At 61.6% G+C, this 16,867-nt stretch carries 18 protein-coding genes; 8 read left to right on the top strand and 10 right to left on the bottom strand.

What is annotated here, in order from left to right:
• Positions 1-2 precede the first annotated feature (2 nt).
• Genes QP884_RS10055 through QP884_RS10045 form a run of 3 tightly spaced genes read right to left on the bottom strand, consistent with a single transcriptional unit; the run spans position 3 to position 2,219 of the window.
• Complete coding sequence (locus tag QP884_RS10055; protein ID WP_239192536.1) at positions 3-950, bottom strand: DUF808 domain-containing protein; 948 nt, start codon at positions 948-950, stop codon at positions 3-5.
• Positions 951-953: 3 nt separating this feature from the next.
• Positions 954-1,490 carry a DUF402 domain-containing protein gene (locus tag QP884_RS10050; RefSeq protein ID WP_284821916.1) on the bottom strand — a complete coding sequence of 179 codons (537 nt, stop codon included), beginning with the start codon at positions 1,488-1,490 and terminating at the stop codon, positions 954-956.
• Positions 1,491-2,219, bottom strand: coding sequence for an Rv1157c family protein (locus QP884_RS10045; RefSeq protein ID WP_284821915.1), 729 nt, complete (start codon positions 2,217-2,219; stop codon positions 1,491-1,493). It lies immediately after the preceding gene.
• 275 nt (positions 2,220-2,494) lie between these two features.
• On the opposite strand from QP884_RS10045, the gene typA reads away from it, so the two are divergent.
• On the top strand, positions 2,495-4,405 hold the full coding sequence (gene typA, locus QP884_RS10040; RefSeq protein ID WP_284821914.1) for a translational GTPase TypA: 1,911 nt from the start codon (positions 2,495-2,497) through the stop codon (positions 4,403-4,405).
• An 11-nt stretch (positions 4,406-4,416) separates the two neighbouring features.
• On the opposite strand, the gene QP884_RS10035 is transcribed toward typA, so the two are convergent.
• Positions 4,417-5,079, bottom strand: a complete 663-nt coding sequence (locus QP884_RS10035) for a GOLPH3/VPS74 family protein (protein ID WP_284821913.1) — start codon at positions 5,077-5,079, stop codon at positions 4,417-4,419.
• An 89-nt stretch (positions 5,080-5,168) separates the two neighbouring features.
• Between QP884_RS10035 and QP884_RS10030 the strand changes: the two genes are divergently transcribed.
• From QP884_RS10030 to QP884_RS10000, 7 genes are read left to right on the top strand one after another with little or no spacing between them, the layout of a single operon-like run.
• Positions 5,169-6,800: an ABC transporter family substrate-binding protein gene (locus tag QP884_RS10030; protein WP_284821912.1), complete on the top strand. Its 1,632-nt coding sequence runs from the start codon at positions 5,169-5,171 to the stop codon at positions 6,798-6,800.
• Positions 6,790-7,659, top strand: a complete 870-nt coding sequence (locus tag QP884_RS10025; protein WP_284821911.1) for a PIG-L family deacetylase — start codon at positions 6,790-6,792, stop codon at positions 7,657-7,659. The genes QP884_RS10030 and QP884_RS10025 overlap by 11 nt, the downstream gene beginning before the upstream one ends.
• A complete protein-coding gene (locus QP884_RS10020; protein ID WP_005327488.1) occupies positions 7,659-8,036 on the top strand; it encodes a hypothetical protein in 378 nt (125 codons plus the stop codon). Before QP884_RS10025 ends, QP884_RS10020 begins: the two co-directional genes overlap by 1 nt.
• Positions 8,037-8,089: 53 nt before the next feature.
• Positions 8,090-8,413, top strand: a complete 324-nt coding sequence (gene fdxA, locus QP884_RS10015) for a ferredoxin (RefSeq protein WP_005327491.1) — start codon at positions 8,090-8,092, stop codon at positions 8,411-8,413.
• A 3-nt stretch (positions 8,414-8,416) separates the two neighbouring features.
• A complete protein-coding gene (gene dapC, locus QP884_RS10010) occupies positions 8,417-9,505 on the top strand; it encodes a succinyldiaminopimelate transaminase (protein WP_284821910.1) in 1,089 nt (362 codons plus the stop codon).
• Positions 9,462-10,337 carry a pseudouridine synthase gene (locus QP884_RS10005; protein WP_284821909.1) on the top strand — a complete coding sequence of 292 codons (876 nt, stop codon included), beginning with the start codon at positions 9,462-9,464 and terminating at the stop codon, positions 10,335-10,337. The genes dapC and QP884_RS10005 overlap by 44 nt, the downstream gene beginning before the upstream one ends.
• Positions 10,338-10,367: 30 nt before the next feature.
• Entirely contained in the window at positions 10,368-10,931 is a 564-nt protein-coding gene (locus QP884_RS10000) for a GtrA family protein (protein WP_005323549.1), read from the top strand.
• Positions 10,932-11,116: 185 nt separating this feature from the next.
• On the opposite strand, the gene QP884_RS09995 is transcribed toward QP884_RS10000, so the two are convergent.
• The 6 genes from QP884_RS09995 to QP884_RS09970 all read right to left on the bottom strand — a co-directional run bounded on the left by QP884_RS09995 (position 11,117) and on the right by QP884_RS09970 (position 16,808).
• Positions 11,117-11,599 carry a transcriptional regulator gene (locus tag QP884_RS09995; protein ID WP_179386321.1) on the bottom strand — a complete coding sequence of 161 codons (483 nt, stop codon included), beginning with the start codon at positions 11,597-11,599 and terminating at the stop codon, positions 11,117-11,119.
• Positions 11,592-11,801 (bottom strand): helix-turn-helix transcriptional regulator, encoded by a 210-nt coding sequence (locus QP884_RS09990; RefSeq protein WP_005323547.1) that lies wholly within the window; start codon positions 11,799-11,801, stop codon positions 11,592-11,594. The genes QP884_RS09995 and QP884_RS09990 overlap by 8 nt, the downstream gene beginning before the upstream one ends.
• Before the next feature lie 57 nt (positions 11,802-11,858).
• On the bottom strand, positions 11,859-12,716 hold the full coding sequence (locus QP884_RS09985; protein ID WP_005323546.1) for a type IV toxin-antitoxin system AbiEi family antitoxin domain-containing protein: 858 nt from the start codon (positions 12,714-12,716) through the stop codon (positions 11,859-11,861).
• A 313-nt stretch (positions 12,717-13,029) separates the two neighbouring features.
• Positions 13,030-14,361, bottom strand: a complete 1,332-nt coding sequence (locus QP884_RS09980) for an amino acid permease (RefSeq protein WP_350309253.1) — start codon at positions 14,359-14,361, stop codon at positions 13,030-13,032.
• A gap of 99 nt (positions 14,362-14,460) precedes the next feature.
• Complete coding sequence (gene dapD / locus QP884_RS09975) at positions 14,461-15,432, bottom strand: 2,3,4,5-tetrahydropyridine-2,6-dicarboxylate N-succinyltransferase (RefSeq protein ID WP_239277886.1); 972 nt, start codon at positions 15,430-15,432, stop codon at positions 14,461-14,463.
• Positions 15,433-15,449: 17 nt separating this feature from the next.
• Positions 15,450-16,808, bottom strand: coding sequence for an amino acid permease (locus QP884_RS09970; RefSeq protein WP_284821907.1), 1,359 nt, complete (start codon positions 16,806-16,808; stop codon positions 15,450-15,452).
• Between the last annotated feature and the right edge of the window lie 59 nt (positions 16,809-16,867).

Below are 16,867 nucleotides of genomic sequence, written 5' to 3'. Positions count from 1 at the left end.
CGTTAAGCTTCCGCCGGCTCGGCAGAAGTGGCCGAAGTCTTGCCAAAGGAGGCCTTAACCGCCATCACGATGGTGGCAACGACTACGCCAAGCACCAGGCCGCAGACCATGGACATGCCGGTATCTGCCAGCCATGCCAGGGCGCCATTGGAGATATTCTCGGTCGTGGACGCGATGAATTCGTGGGGCTGATCCATGCCGAACTCGTGCAGGCCCTTGACCACGATATGGCCGCCTACCCACAGCATGGCGGCGGTACCAATGACGCCGATGATATCGAGAACGATCGGCATGCCCTTGACCAAGGCGTTGCCCACCGTGGACTTGCCATCGTGGCGCTTATTAAGGGCCATGCCAATATCGTCCATCTTGACCAAGAGGCCTACGGCGCCGTAGACACCCAGGGTCAGCAAGATACCGACGAAGATGAGGGCACCCAGGCGCATCCAGAATGGCTCGTTGATGACCTCATTTAGGGAAATGACCATGATCTCGGCAGACAAGATGAGGTCAGTGGTAATTGCGGACTTGACCAAGCTATCTTCGGCGTCTGCGCCCTTTTCCTGGACTGATTCAGTTTCCTTCTCTCGGTGGGGGAGAACGTGGTGCAGGATCTTCTCCGCACCTTCAAAGCACAAGAAAGTACCGCCGCACATCAAGATGGGAGTAAGCGCCCACGGCGCGATCCAAGAGAGGATCATCGCGATGGGCAAGATGATGACGAGCTTATTGATAAGCGAGCCCTTGGTGATGCGCCAGATCATCGGCAACTCGCGCTGGGGCTTAATCCCCTCCACATATTGCGGGGTTACGGCCGCATCATCGACGACCACACCTGCGGCCTTCACGGAGGTCTTGCCCGCAAGGGCGGCCACATCGTCAACGCTGGAGGCAGCGGAGCGGGCGATCAGGGCGACGTCGTCAAGCAGGGCAAAAAGGCCACCGGCCATAAATTATCCTTCTGGGGTTAGGGTGATGTTATCGGACCACGTTAAGTGTATCCCCTGATGCGCCAACCAAGCCATCGCATCATCACCGCTGCGGGTAATGCCCTCGACCGCGGCAAGTGTGGTGTCGATTGCTTTCTCGGCGTCCTCGGCGGAAATCAAGCCAGCAGAGGTCGCGGCAGAGAGTTCATCAATATCGAGCACGGAAATGGGCTCGCCGCGCGTGGCTACTAGATCCACATAAAGGTCGCGGGTGGTCCACACCGCGCCATCGCGCTGGATTTCGGCCACGTCGATATAAAAGTCCTGGTGGACGTCTACACCGGGGCGGAAATGGAAGATATTGGCGCGCAGGTTGAGATCGGGCAGCAGCCACGATTCCAGGTAACCAAAGCGCGGGTGATCGGCGCCGCGAGCCATGTAGAGGCCGAAATCCGTCTCGGTGTACGTGTCGACCTCGCGCAGGAATCCCTTGGGATCGGTATTGGTGTACTCGGCGGTATTAAAGGTCTCGCGCTTGACCGGATGGAGATCCACCGGCATCTACTTCACCTCAAGGAAGGCGGCGGTGGGGGCAAAATTGCAGCGGGATTCCTGAGTGTTCACGCCGCCAGAAAGCAGCGCGATGACGGTGCCCTCGCCAGTCTGGGCGGTGCCGGACAAGGTGGTAGGGCCGTCCTGATTGATGCCATTGTTATTTAGTGGGGTGATGCCGCTGCGCAGGGTGTCAAGGTTGAACCACTGCACGTTCATCCCGCCTTGTTCGCGTGCGGCCGGTGGGGTGCCGAGGGCGGTGAAGAGAAAGACGGTTTCGCCGGACTTTGCGCCCGGTGCCGGCATTTCGGTGGGGCCGGGTACGGCGATGGCCGAGCCCATGGCATCGCTGGTGCCGCCAATGCAGTGTGCGGAGACTGTGGGCCAGTAGAACTGGCGGAAGTTCGGGTTATTGCCCTCTGGCATGGCTACGCCGCCCTTGCCATCGCCGCCGCCGGCGAAGAACGCGAGGCCCGAGAGGATAGCGTTGCGTACATCCTCGGGAATCCACGGTTGTGCCGCAAAAGCGCGGATGCGGTCCTGGGTTTCCTGATTGGGGCGGCCGAGCTCGTCCAGTGGGCTATGCGAGGATGCCTGCTGTACTAAGGAAGAAAGATCCGGTGCGGATGCCTGCGCAGGGGCGACGAGGGGAGAGGCGAGGCCGATGAGCGCGGCCGTGGCAGCGGCGATATAACCGGTGCGGCCGGACAGGCGCCAGGTGGTGCGGGCGTGGCTCACGTTATCAATTCCTTGGGTGCGGTCTCGGGAAGGGGAGTTAAACCCCAGTTGTCACATTTGTAACAATATTACCTACAGTAACGATAGTGATGGCAAGGGCGGTGTCAAGTATTTTGGCAATCTATAAGAGTTTTCGCTCTCCCTATACGGTGCGTTACGGGGTAAAGCCATCCCCAATGCTGCACTTGGCCCTTTAAGGGGGTATCGTGGGAGCTCGTTCAAGATCAATTTCGCGCGCGCAAGCGCTGTAGATCCTCCGAAGGAGAACCCCACTAGTGAGTAATACCGAGTTCCGTAATGTTGCCATCGTCGCGCACGTTGACCATGGCAAGACCACCCTGGTCAACGGCATGCTGGAGCAGTCCGGCGCCTTTGGTGACCACGGTGAACACACGGACCGCGTCATGGACTCCAATGATCAGGAGCGCGAGCGCGGCATTACCATTCTGGCCAAGAATACGGCCATCCACCGCAAGGGCCTGGGCAAGGACGGCCAAGACCTGATTATCAACGTTATCGACACCCCGGGCCACGCCGACTTCGGCGGCGAGGTCGAGCGCGGTATTTCCATGGTGGATGGCGTCGTCTTGCTCGTCGACGCCTCCGAGGGACCGCTGCCGCAGACCCGCTTCGTGCTCACCAAGGCACTGGAAGCCAAGCTGCCGGTTATCATCTGCGTGAACAAGACTGACCGCCCGGATGCCCGCATCGACGAGGTTGTCTCCGAGTCCCAGGACCTGCTGCTGGAAATCGCCGCCGGCCTGGAGGACGAGGAAGCTGCGGCCGCCGCCGAGGAGCTGCTGGACCTTCCGGTTCTCTACGCTTCCGGCCGCGCCGGCGTTGCCTCCACCGAGAACCCAGGCGATGGCAACGTCCCTGCGGGCGAGGATCTGCAGCCGCTTTTCGACGTCATCTACAACGTCCTCCCAGAGCCTTCCGCTACCGTCGACGCCCCACTGCAGGCGCACGTGACCAACCTGGACGCCTCCGACTTCCTGGGCCGTATCGCGCTGCTGCGCATCTACGCCGGCCGCATCAAGAAGGGCCAGCAGGTGGCCTGGATCCATTACGACGAGGATGGCAACCAGCACACCAAGACCGTGAAGGTCGCCGAGCTGCTGCGCACCGTCGGCTTCGAGCGCCAGCCGGCCGAGGAGGCCATCGCCGGTGACATCGTGGCGATCTCCGGCATCTCTGACGTCATGATTGGTGACACCATCGCCGATCCAGAGCACCCAGAGGCCCTGCCGCGCATCACCGTAGACGAGCCGGCCATCTCCATGACCATCGGCGTTAATACCTCCCCGATGGCAGGCCAGGGCGGCGGCGATAAGCTCACCGCACGTATGGTCAAGGCCCGTCTGGAGCAGGAGCTTATCGGTAACGTTTCCCTGCGCGTGCTGCCTACCGAGCGTCCCGATGCTTGGGAGGTCCAGGGCCGTGGCGAGATGGCGCTGTCCGTGCTTATTGAGTCCATGCGCCGCGAAGGCTTTGAGCTGACCATCGGCAAGCCGCAGGTTGTGACCAAGGAAATCGACGGCAAGACCTACGAGCCATACGAGATCCTCACCATTGACGCCCCGTCCGAGCACCAGGGTGCTATCACCCAGCTGCTGGCCTCCCGCAAGGGCCAGATGCAGGCCATGGACGTGCGCGAGGGCGACTGGGTACGCATGATCTTCCGTGTTCCTGCCCGCGGCCTCATCGGCTTCCGCACCCAGTTCATGACGGAGACCCGCGGTGCCGGCATCGCAAACTCCATTTCTGACGGCCTGGATGTCTGGGCCGGCGAGATCAAGTCCCGCCCAACCGGTTCCCTGGTGGCTGACCGCACCGGCCAGATCACCCAGTACGCGCTGATGCAGCTGGCTGACCGCGGCAACTTCTTCGTCGAGCCGGGCGCCGAGGCTTATGAGGGCATGGTCGTTGGTGCCAATAACCGCGATGAGGATATTGACATCAACATCACCAAGGAAAAGAAGCTGACCAATATGCGCTCCGCCACCGCGGATGCCACGGTCACCCTGGCTAAGGCACACACCCTGTCTCTGGAAGAGGCACTGGAATTCTGTGGCAACGACGAGTGCGTCGAGGTCGCCCCAGACGTCCTGCGCGTGCGCAAGGTGGAGCTTTCCGCTACCGACCGCAAGCGTGCTGCTGCTCGCAAGAAGCAGATGAATAAGTAAAAAGCCGCACCCTAGGTGGTGGTGATTGCCGCTGACGCGGCCACCATCGCCGCAACCGCTGCCGCCTCCTCAACTACGGCCTTGACCGCAGAGGAGGCGGTTTTGTCGTACTCGACCTCTTTTTTGATGTCCTGAATGCGCGCCCGCATCTCGCGGCGCTTCATTCCCTCCGCATTGTTTTTCAGCAGGGTATAGGCACCGCTGACCTCGCGGAGGATATCTAGAATGATGGCGTCATTGACCGTGGCTGGGCGCTGCGCCTCCAGGACTGCAACCAACCGCTCGCGCAGTTCCTTTTCTAGCTCTAGGTCCGTCATGATGTAGCGGTCGCCGCTTATCTGCCACCATTTGGCCTTTTCCACGTCGAGCTGTCCATTTGCGTGGAAATCCAAGGCGATGATTTCCCGCGGGGTAAACCACGAAGCCTCCAAGAGGCTCTGCATGCGGGTGGCCTTGTGCTGCTGCAGCTCCTCCCAAGCCCATGCCAAGACGGGGTGCTTTGGGCGCTGTGGAGTGGTCTCTACCTTCTTTTTCTCACCGAGCTGTACGTGCCCGCCCAGCAGCAGGTCCGTGAGTACGGTGGCGCGCAGAGCGGCCTCATTATTGGACACCCAGTCTTCCTGCTTGCCGTTGTCCTTGGTCAGTAGAAGGAACATTTCTTGGCAGATGAGCATTGGGGACTCCTTAAAAGTTGCGGTCTATGGCCGAGTCTAGCGCCAATAATCTTCGTTTCGGCGGGGTAGAGGGACTAAAGTAGTCCGCGATGAAAAACAATCCGGCTTCACCAAGGCGCGCGGCGTCGGCAATCGCAGCGGTACTCAGCACCGCCAGCCTTGCAATACTTAGCGCCTGCGCGGCTAACCCCGGCCCACCACCGGTGGTGGAGGAAAATGCCTCCGTGCTGCAAGAAGATCAGACCACCACCACGCCTACCCCGGAAGAAGAGCAGCCGCAGGATGCCGACTCCGCCAAGCGCCCCACCATCTCGGTGGGCGTGGACCCCTTGCGCGCGGGATTGAACCCGCATCTGGTGGCCAATAACTCCGAGCTGGTCGACCAGATTGCCGAACTGGTGCTGCCCTCAGCGTTCCACAACGGGCAAAGGGACGCCGATATCCTCGAATCCGCCTCTGAGGTCACCGCGCCTAAGGGCGTGGCGCAGCGGGTGCGCTACGTCATTGCCTCGCCCGCACAATGGTCCGATGGCACCCCCATTTCCGGTGCGGACTTTAGCTACCTGTGGAAGCAGATGACCACCACCGCCGGTGTGCGCGATCCCGCCGGCTACCACGCCATATCGGCCGTCAATACCTCCGATGGCGGCCGCGTAGTCACCGTGGACTTTTCCCAGAAGGTGAAAGATTGGCACCTGCTTTTTCATAATTTGCTGCCTTCCCACCTGCTGCAGGACGATAACTTTGGCTCGGCTTTGGCGGATAAGATTCCGGCATCGGCCGGGCGCTTCCTCGTCGACAGCGTGGACCGCGGCCGTGGAGTCATTACCTTGAACCGGAACGACCGCTTCTGGGGCGCTAATCCGGCCCAGGTGGACGTCATTCAGCTGCGCGAGGTGCACGATAGCACCCAGGCGCTTAATATGCTGCGCTCCGGGCAGATTGGTTTCGCGGACTTCACCCCGGATCAAACCTCGCAGGAGGCACTGGGCCTTTTGGGGCATGTTTCCGATAAGACACTGACCCGCCCGCGCCAACTGCGCCTGCACATGTCCACCGCGGATGGAGCTCTGGAAGAAAAGGAAGCGCGCCGCGGATTGGCCTCGCTGATTGATACGGACCAGGTCGCGCGCTTGGCCACCGGCCGCGCTTCCAGCCTTGAGCCGGGGAATAATCCTATAAGTAAGGACACGGATCTCACTGCGCTGCGCACCCGCGCTAGTAAGAAGCCGATTCGCTTTGCGGTAGACCCCACCAGCCCCACGGCCTTGGCCGCGGCCAATACGCTTTATGACGTCCTCGAAGCCCACGGGATCGCCGCCGAGGTGGTGTCCGAGCGCTTGACCACGATTACCTCCAAGCTGCTGCCCGAAGGCGAGGTGGATGCCGTGGTGACGTGGGAGGATATTTCCCTGAACTCGGTGGCCGCGGCAAATATCTTCAGCTGTGATGACAAGCAGCCGCTGGCCGGAGACCTGTCGGGAATCTGCCCGGAGAACGCGGATGAAATCCGCGAGGAGATTTTGTCCGGCGCCCTGAGCCCGAAGGAAGCGCTCGGACGCATTCGCGATGTGAACTCTAAGGAGGCCCTCTACGTGCCTTTGGTGGATGAGACGCGTATCCACGCGCTCGGGGAGGGTATTGTAGGCCCCGGCCAAAGCATTGATGATTGGGACGAGGGTCTTATCACCGCGCCCCGCTGGAGGATAGATGAAGACTAAGGACTTAACCGGCTACCGCGTGGTGGCAGTGCACGCCCACCCGGATGATGAAACCCTGTTTATGGGTGGCACCCTGGCCACTCTTGCCACACGCGGCGCCGAGGTTATCGTCATTACGCTTACCTTGGGCGAGGACGGCGAGGTCATCGGCGAGCCTTACCAAGGTCTGGCCGATCATGATCAGCTCGGCGGTTTCCGCGCCCGCGAATTAGCCAATGCCCTCGATGCCCTGGGCGTCAAGGGGATCCAGCTGGGCGGTTTCGGCCACTTCCATGACTCCGGTATGGCGGGTTCTCCCTCGCACGAGAACCCGCGTGCGCTGGTCAATCGCATCGAGGAGGCTGCCGATTTCCTGAGCGACGAGCTCGAGGCTATCCAGCCCCACGCCATCTTGACCTACGGGCCCGATGGTGGCTACGGGCACCCGGACCACATTGCGGTGCATGAGGCGGTGATGAAGGCGGCGTCGCCAAGCACGCGCATTTGGTACGGCATTTTTGAACGCGCCGCCAACTATGCCGGCCTGGACACCCTCGATGCGCCGGCCGGGTGGACTAAGCCCAGCCAGGAATACTTGGACAATTTCACCAACGAGGGCGCCGATGTCACCGTCGCTCTTTCCGACGCCGCCCTTGACGCCAAGCGCTGCGCCATGCGCGCCCACGCCTCCCAAATCTGGGTGGCCGATGGCTCCACCACCTGCACTAACCCCGAGGCCGCCGTGGCCGCGCTGCACGAACCCGAGCACGTGCCCGGAGCCTATGGACTATCCAACCTGCTGGTCATGCCCCTGCTGCGCGCCGAGTACTTCCAGCTGGGCCAAGGCGATCCAGCCGATGATCTGCTGGGCGGCCTGTAATGCGTACGGATTTTAGCCGCGGCGAGCAGGTCACCGGGCTAGTGTGGCTGGCCATCGGCGCGTTGTTGTCGGTCTTCCTCGAGGTCATCTACCTCACCGCGCGCATTCCATTGTCTAACGGTGCGAGCGTGGCCTTTCCCATCACCATCCTGCTTGCGTGGTGGTTCAACTCCGTGCTCACCCGCACCGCCCGGCTATGGAGCCCCGCGCCGATGGTGGGCGCCATCCCGCTCATCGTTTGGTGCCTGGGCTTTTTCGCCTTCATGCTCCTCGTACCGATGACAGGAGACATGCTCTTGGCCAATAATATTCTCAGCCTGCTCCTGCTTTTGGCCGGGATAGGCGGGGGCGTTTGGCCATTTTTCAAGCAGAAGTGACATACTATAAATCACCCCAAATCCGAGAAATCAGGAAGCTTCAAGGAATCTCCATGACTTATACGATCGCACAGCCTTGCGTTGACGTAATGGACCGCGGCTGCGTTGAGGAATGCCCTGTTGACTGCATCTACGAGGGCAAGCGCATGCTCTACATCCACCCGGATGAGTGCGTGGACTGCGGCGCCTGCGAGCCGGCTTGCCCGGTCGAGGCCATCTTCTACGAGGACGACGTGCCCGATGAGTGGCTGGACTACAACGACGCCAACGCCGCCTTCTTCGATGACCTGGGCTCCCCAGGCGGCGCGGCGGCCCTCGGCCCACAGGACTTTGACGTCCCGATGATTGCCGCGCTTCCACCACAGAATCAGGAGTAAGACATGGCACGCACACCGCTAGGAAAGACGCTTCCAGACTTCCCCTGGGATTCGCTGGCCGGCGCCAAGAAGAAGGCCCAGGCCCACCCGGGTGGAATCGTTGACCTCTCGGTGGGCAACCCCGTTGACCCTGTGTCCCCGGGCGTGCAGCTCGCGTTGACCGCCGCCGCGCAGAACCCTGGTTACCCGCAGACCGCCGGCACCCCGGAGCTGCGCGAGGCCATCGCCGCCGCGCTCACCCGCCGCTATAACATGCAGGTGGACCGCGTCCTGCCGGTGGTCGGCACCAAGGAGGCCATCGCCTGGCTGCCCACGCTTTTGGGCATGCGCGGCGAGACCGTCGCCTTCCCTTCGGTGGCCTATCCCACCTACGAGGTGGGCGCCCTGCTCGCCGGTGCTAAGCCGCTGCGCGCGGATTCCGATTTCCAGGATGCCTCCCTGGTCTTTTTGAACTCGCCGTCCAATCCCACCGGGCGCGTCCTCGGCGTGGAGGAGCTGCGCCACATCGTGGCGTGGGCGCGTGAGACCGGCGCCATCATCGCCTCCGACGAGTGCTATATGAGCCTGGGCTGGAACGACGATAACCCGCCGGTATCCATCCTCGATCCGCGCGTGACCGATGGCGATAACACCGGGCTCATCGCCATGCATTCGCTGTCCAAGACCGCGAATATGGCCTCCTACCGCGCCGGCTTCTTCGCCGGCGATAACGAGCTCATTGCTGAGCTGCTCCAGTTGCGCAAGCACGCCGGCCTCATCGTTCCAGGTCCCATCCAGGCCGCCATGGTCGCCGCGCTAAACGACGACGACACCGAGGTCCTCCAGCGCAACCGCTACGCCTCCCGCCGTGCGGTGCTTATGCACGCGCTTGTCGACGCCGGCTTTACTATCGACCACTCCGATGCCGGCCTGTACCTGTGGGCCACCCGGGGCGAGAATTGCCGCGAGACCATCGACTGGCTAGCTGAGCGCGGCATCCTCGCGGCCCCGGGTGACTTCTACGGCCCGGCCGGCGAGAAGCATGTGCGTATCGGCCTCAATGGCACCGATGAGCGCATCGATGCCGCCGTCGACCGCCTCGCCGGTGCCTAATTCCGGCAGGCCTCCCGCCCGCGCGGGCATTTCGCCGCGCAAAACGGTCCTGCGCGGCCGCGTGCCGGAGGAAGGGGAGTACTTCGCCGCCCGTGCCGGCGACTCTCCCTTTTCGCCCGGCACGGTGCTGCCGCCCGGCGCCGCACTTTCACACCCCGTGCCCGCCTGGTACCACCCCTCCGTTCCTCCGGAGCGCACGATTCCTTTCGACTACTCCGTGGTCTATGCCGACCGCGACCTCATCGTGGCCGATAAGCCGCACTTCTTGCCCACGACCACCAACGGTCGCCTCCAGCGCGAAACGCTGCAAACCCGCCTGCGCGTGGATTTTGGCGAAGACGACATCGTACCCCTGCACCGCTTGGACCGCCTGACCGCTGGCCTTGTCATCTGCTCCCGCAATCCCGAAACCCGCGCCGCCTACCAGCGTATCTTCCTGGAAGGGAGTGCGGTGAAGAAGTATCGGGGCGTCGTCAAGCAGCCGCTTTTCGTGGACCAGGAAATTGCCCTGCGCATGCACAAGCCCCGCGGGTCGCGCCAGGTGCTCGTGGCCCCCGAAGGTACGCTGACCTCCACATATGTGCGCGCCGCCGGCCGGGAGGTGACCATGTGGCCGCGCACCGGCCATACCCACCAGTTGCGCGTGCTGCTCAATCACCTCGGCCACCCACTGCTTGGCGACGATACCTATCCCACCCCGCGCAAGCTCGACCTCTATGACTTCCGAACCCCGCTCGCGCTGCTCCATGAGGCTATAACTTTTATAGATCCTCTATCACATTCCGAGCGTCAATTTTTCAGTTCCCAGGCCTTAAGAACTACAATCGAGTAGTTATTTAATCACTGGCTAGAAAGGCGGCCCATGGCAGACCTCAGCGTCGCGCGCTTTGTGTCCAATTTTGGGCAGTTTCTCAAATTCGGCATTGTTGGCGGCTCGGGTACCGCGGTTAATCTCTTTGTGGTCTATTTGTGCAGAAAGATTACTTGGTGGTCTGGCGGCATCGAGGCGGATGACCCCTTCATCAATCTCTTCGGCTCTGTTTTCCATATCCGTTGGTACCATGTGTTTTTGACCATTGCGTTCTTGGTCGCCAACACTTGGAACTACCAGCTGAATCGCATGTGGACTTTCCGATCGGTGGCGAAGGTGTCTTGGCTGCGCGGTTTCTTCCCATTCCTTCTCGCTGGAATTGGAGCTTTTATCGTAAGTCAAGTTGTGGCGACACTGTTAATGAATCCGACTTCGCCGCTGCACTTGCCCTCAGACATTCTGGATGATTCGACCGGTTTGCGTACAAAGGTGTACTGGGCATCGGCCATTTCTATCATTGTCGCTATGCCGATTAACTTTATTTTGAACAAGCTTTGGACCTTCCGCTCGCAGCCGAAGACGCCTCAACTTGTCGAAGAAACCGAGCCAGCCTAGCTAGGTCCCGTATTTCCTTCCTCTCCGCCCCTCGCGCTCACCAGCGCAGGCTGGCGGAGATTTTTCTTTCTCCCCGTGAGCGCGAAGGGCACAGTACCTTCCGGTCGCGCTCACGGGGAACGAAATCAGAGAAAACCCGCCGTCCGCGGTGAGCGCGAAGGGCGGGGTGAGGTGCCGGAGTGGGACTAGTCCTCTAGCTCGGCATCGAGGCGAGCTTGGTCGCGGCGGTGCTGGCGGCGACGAATGAAGGGGGCGAGGATGAGCACCGTGGTGATACCGACGGCGGCGCCGATGAGATAGGAAACGGGGTCGTGGCCGTCGGCAGGCGCATAGGCGTTATAGGCAATTCCTGCGAACATGACAATTAGTGGGATGAGGTAGACGGCGATAGCCGCCCAATTGCGGCTGACCAGCGGGGTGGCCACGCGCTTGCGCATCCAAGCAGAACCGATGGAGTTGCCCACGATGGACGGCACGAGCGCGAGGAAGCTCAGCATAGACATCTGGCCCGGAAGGACCCAGGCCAGAACTGCGGCGACGACGAGTTCGAGGAACGGGATTGGGGTCATTCCGATTACGCAGGCCTTGTAGAGCGTGTCGCGTTCGAATTCATCGCGGGTTGCGCGATCGATTTCCTTGAGGGAGTAATTGGCGATGGCGTTAATCATGTTGTTCAGCTCCAAAAATTTCTTCGACGGTTTTTCCTAGTTCGTGGCAAATGTCCAGCGCGAGGTGCACGGAAGGGGAGTAATTTCCCCGTTCGATATTGGCAATGGTCTGGCGGGAGACGCCGGCTTTTTCAGCGAGTTCGGCTTGTGATAATTCGACCCAGCGGCGCCACTTGCGGACCATGTTGGGGTGGTCGGCCATCCGGACTCCTTTACTGTGTGTCTTGCTTACATGTCCTAATGTAAAGGATAGTTGTCATTAAGGCAAATGTCTCACACATAGATGCCACTTCCAATAGGGCTGAGCTGCTGAGATCGGAAGCTCAGGGTTGCGGCCTTTTAGCACCTCAATAGTGGCTTTGATAAGCAGGATGGCTTCGCTGAGGTGGTAATTGATGTCGTCGGCAGTAAAGCGCAAAACGGTATAACCATGGGCTACGGCCGCGTTCTGTTTGGAGCGGTCAGCTTGAAAGGCCACACTGTGCTTGTGGTATTCCCAGCCGTCAACTTCCACCAGCAACTTGCCAATCTTCAGGTCAAAGCGGTAGCCGGCGATGAGAACATTGTGCTTGGGGTAGATTCCTTCTGCGCGCAGCTGCCTGCTTAGTGTGCGTTCCGGCGGGCTATCTGCGCCTATAGCCGAGTGTCGTATCGTCTCTTTTAGAGGCTTCGGGACGCGCCTCATTCGCCGCTGGTCCTCTTCTAGGCGGCCGGGGCCGTGCTTTCCTTGGTAGTAGTCTTCCAATAAAGACCTGCACGCACGCGAAATTCTGCGTGCAGCCCATAGCGGTTGCACCACAGGTAGGCCATCGACCTTGTGTGTGGCCCTGAGGCGCGAGTGCGAAACGCGAAAGTTCTTTCCCTTCAAAGTACGCGGTCCCTCCGCTTCCAGAGGAAATGTCAGCTGCCGGCCGAGGTAAATCTCCTGCGCCGTCTTTCCCGTGAAATGGATGCGGCTGAGCCCATGCGCCAGCGCCCGCGCCACCGCCCAGGGCGTCCATTCATCGGTATAAATCCCCCTGTGCACGCGAAAGAGCTTCCCCTCGCGAACCTTGCGACGAATCGCATCCTTGCTCAAACCTTGGCCGCGCAGTTCCGCGGTAGTCCATTCCCCCATGGGGCTTAACCTAAGCGGTCGTGTTGAGCTGTAGCTATGCGCGTCGCGGCATCCTGTGGATAACCCTGGGGTTGGGGGCGATTTTCCGCTGCGTGGTCTGGATAGCTGTGGATAACTTCCCTTCGCGCTCACCGGCGGCCTCGGGTGGCCCTGATTTGTGCTCCCCGTGAGCGCGACGGGAGGGGCGTGGGCAGAGCTCGCCGTAGGCGCTCACCAGGTGACGAAAAAGAGAGACCCCGCCTCGTGCCGGTGAGCGCGAAGGGCGGGGAGGGGCCAAGGGGAGTGGGCGAGCCGTGCCTCCAGGGGCGAGGGGCTAGGTGAGGGGCAGCGTTGAGGTCGGGTTGATGCCGCGAACCTTGGAATTGATGACGCCGGCGATGGCGAGCACCACGAACATGGCGGCTGCGGAGAGGAGTTGGGTGCGGGCGGTGGCGTCGGTAAGCATGAGCACCGCGATGGCCGCAAAGAGGGCGAGGGCGAACCAGGTGAGGTAGGGGAAGGCCCACATGCGGATGGGGAGGGGGTGGAGCGCCTCGAGCTGGCGGCGCAGGCGCAGCTGGCTGACGGCGATGAAGACCCAGACGATGAGCAGGGAGGCGCCGGCGGCGTTAAGCATGAAAGTAAGGAGCCAGCCGGTATCGGCGTAGTTGAGCACCACCATGAAGGCCGAGAGGAGGACAGAGAGGGCGATGGCGGTGGTGGGAACGCCGTCCTTATTGGTGGTGGTGAAGATGCGCGGGGCCCCGCCGCGGGAGGCTAGGGAATGCATCATGCGGGAGGAGGCGTAAATCTGCGAGTTGAAGGCAGAGAGCAGCGCGAGGACGATGACGACCTCCATGATGCCGGCCGCGCCCGGGATGCCGGCGCGCTCGAGGACCATGGTGAAAGGGGATTCCGCGGCCGTGGAGGCACCGCCCAGGATGGAATAGGGCAGGAGGAACGTGATGACGAGCACGGACCCCAAGTAGAACACGGAGATGCGCAAGATGGTGGAGCGCACGGCGTTGACCAGGGATTTTTCGGGATCTTCGGATTCGGCAGAGGCGATGGCGACCACCTCGATGCCGCCGAAGGCGAAGGCTACTGCGAGCAGGCCGGCCGCGACGCCGCCGAGGCCATTGGGCATGAAGCCGTCCTCAAGGAAGACGGAGGTACCGATGAAGGAATGGCCGGGCAGGAGGCCCAGGATGAGCAGCGCGCCGATGATGAGAAAGGCCACGATGACAACGACCTTGATGAGCGCGAACCAGTACTCGAATTCGCCGAAGCTGCGCACGCGCAGCAGGTTGACGATGCCGAAGAGAACCACGCAGATGGCAGCGGGGATCCACGGCGAGACGTTGAACCAGGAGCCAATGAAGCCGGCCGCGCCGGTGATTTCGGCGCCGAGGACGGCGACGGTGGCTAGCCAATAAATCCAGCCCTGGGTAAAGCCTGCCCAGCGGCCGATGCCGTGTTCGGCGTATTCGGAAAAGGAGCCGGAGGCGGGGATAACGGTGCCCATCTCGCCCAGCATCTGCATCACCAAAATGGCAAGAAAGCCGGCGATGACGTAGGCGAGGAGCACGGCGGGGCCGGCGGCGGAAATGCCGACGCCGGTGCCCAAGAAAAGTCCGGCACCGATGGTGGAGCCTAGCCCCATCATCGTCAGGTGGCGGACCTTCAGGCCAGAACCGAGGGTGGAGGAGTTATCAGTCACCCCTCCATCTTATTTTGCCCGATTGGGCTATAGGAATCGGGGGTGTTAATTCTTGTGCAGCTCGTCGTTAAGCGCGACGGCCTCGGCCTTCCACTCCACGGCCTCAACCGCACCGGAGACGGAGTTGCGGCGCAGCAGCATGCCGGAGGCACCGGAGAGCTGAGAACCCTTGACGTTCTCGCCATTGTCGACGCCCAGTGCTTCCGCGACCTTGCCAAAGACGGTTACCTTGGTGCCGGCGGTGACGTAGAGGCCGGCTTCGACCACGGCGTCGTCGCCAAGCGAAATGCCAATGCCGGAGTTGGCGCCGAGGAGGCACCGCTCGCCAATGGAAATGACCTCCTTGCCGCCGCCGGATAGGGTGCCCATGATGGACGCGCCGCCGCCGATATCGGAGCCATCGCCCACGACGACGCCCGCGGAGATGCGGCCCTCCACCATGGAGGCACCCAGGGTGCCGGCGTTGAAGTTGACGAAGCCCTCGTGCATAACGGTAGTGCCCTCAGCCAGGTGGGCACCCAGACGCACGCGGTCTGCGTCACCAATGCGGACGCCGGACGGCACAACGTAGTCCACCATGCGGGGGAACTTGTCCACGGAGTAGACAACGACCGGGCCGCGGGAGGCCAAGCGGCCGCGCACCATCTGGAAATCGGATACGGCGCACGGACCGTAGTTGGTCCAGACCACATTATTGAGGTGGCCGAAGATGCCATCCATATTCAGGCCGTGCGGCTTGACCGCGCGGTGGGACAGGAGGTGCAAGCGCAGGTAAGCATCGTAGGTATCGACGGGGGCGTCATCCAGATCCTTGATGGAGGTCTCAACGGCAACGCGGGCCACGCCACGCTCCTCGTCCGGGCCTGCCAGTGCGGAGAACTGCTGGGGAACCTCTTCCAAGCGCTTGGTCTCGGTGGTCTCTACGTTCTTATCGGTGTATACGGCCGGGAACCATACGTCCAAGACGGTGCCGTCATGGGTAATGGTTGCTAGGCCACGTGCGGATGCAGAAGTCATGCCCGCTAGCTTAGCAACTACTTCCGCGCCCCCGCGCGCTGGCCGGTGGGAAGCACAAAGGACAAGATGACGAGCACCGCGGCGAGGATGAGCACCGAGATGACCTGGTTGCGCGCGGCCGGATCAAAGAGCATGAGCAGGGTTAGTCCGCCCAGCGCCGCGGCCGTGACCCACGGCAGCCAGGGGAAGCCGGGTACGTGGATCTCGGTCAGCTCGCCATTATCGCGCAAGACGGGGTGCAACTTGATAAAGGAAGCCACGATGAAGGACCAGATGACCAGCAAACACCCTCCGACCGCGTTGAAGAGGAAGGCCAGGAGCCCCGGCGGGTTCCAGAACTGCAGGCCCACCGAAGCGAAGGCGAAGACCATGGACAAGATGACGGCGTTGATGGGGGAGCCCGCGCGGTTTTGCTTGAGGAAGAATCCCGGGGCGCAGTGGTCCTTAGCCATGTCAAAGACCAAGCGGGAGGTGGCGTAAATCTGCGCGTTGAAGGCAGACAGCAGTGCTAGGGCGATAATCGCTTCCATGAAGCCGGCCGCGAAGGGAATCTTGGCGGCCGCGAGCACTAGGGTGAAGGGGGAATCGGCCGCGACATCGGCGTCCTGGATGGAGCTAAACGGCAGTGCCATGGTGATCACCACGATGGAGCCGATGTAGAAAACCATGATGCGCACGATGATGGCGCGCACCGCGGTGGCGACGTTGTGCGCCGGATCCTCGGACTCGGCCGCCGCGATGGTCACCAGCTCGATGCCGCCAAAGGCAAAGGCGACGGCCAGCAATCCGGCGGCGAATCCAGGCATGCCATTGGGCAGGAAATTATCGGTGAAGTTGCTACCGGCCAAGGAGACATCCATGCCCGGCAGGATGCCCAGCGCCATAAGTGCGCCGATGACGAGGAAGGCGACGATGACTCCGACCTTGATGATGGCGAACCAGAACTCGAACTCACCAAAACCGCCCACGGCCGCGAAGTTGACCACCGCGAAGAAGGCCACGGCGATAAGCGCTGGAATCCACGGGGCAATATCGAACCAGTTGGAAATGATGGCGGCCGCGCCGGTGATTTCGGCGCCCATGACCATGATCAGCATGAACCAGTAAATCCACCCCATGGTAAAGCGCGCCCAGTGGCCGTAGGCCTGGCCAGCGTAGGTGGAAAATGACCCCAAAGAGGGGCGGGCGGCGGCCATCTCACCGAGCATCCACATCACCAGTGCGATGAGCGCGCCGGCTACGGCATAGGAGATGAGGACGGAGGTGCCGGAAATCTGGATGCCGAGGCCCACGCCGAGGAAGAGACCGGCGCCTACGGCAGAGCCAAGGCCCATCATCGTGAGATGACGGGATTTCAATTGAGTGGCTTCGGCCATTGTTATCACCTTACGGGGGACGAATTATTTGCAGTGAAGTGAACTTTACACAATGCGGT

It is taken from the genome of Corynebacterium tuberculostearicum (assembly GCF_030229345.1).
GTDB lineage: Bacteria > Actinomycetota > Actinomycetes > Mycobacteriales > Mycobacteriaceae > Corynebacterium > Corynebacterium tuberculostearicum_G.
This window is presented reverse-complemented; position numbering and strand designations above follow the sequence as displayed.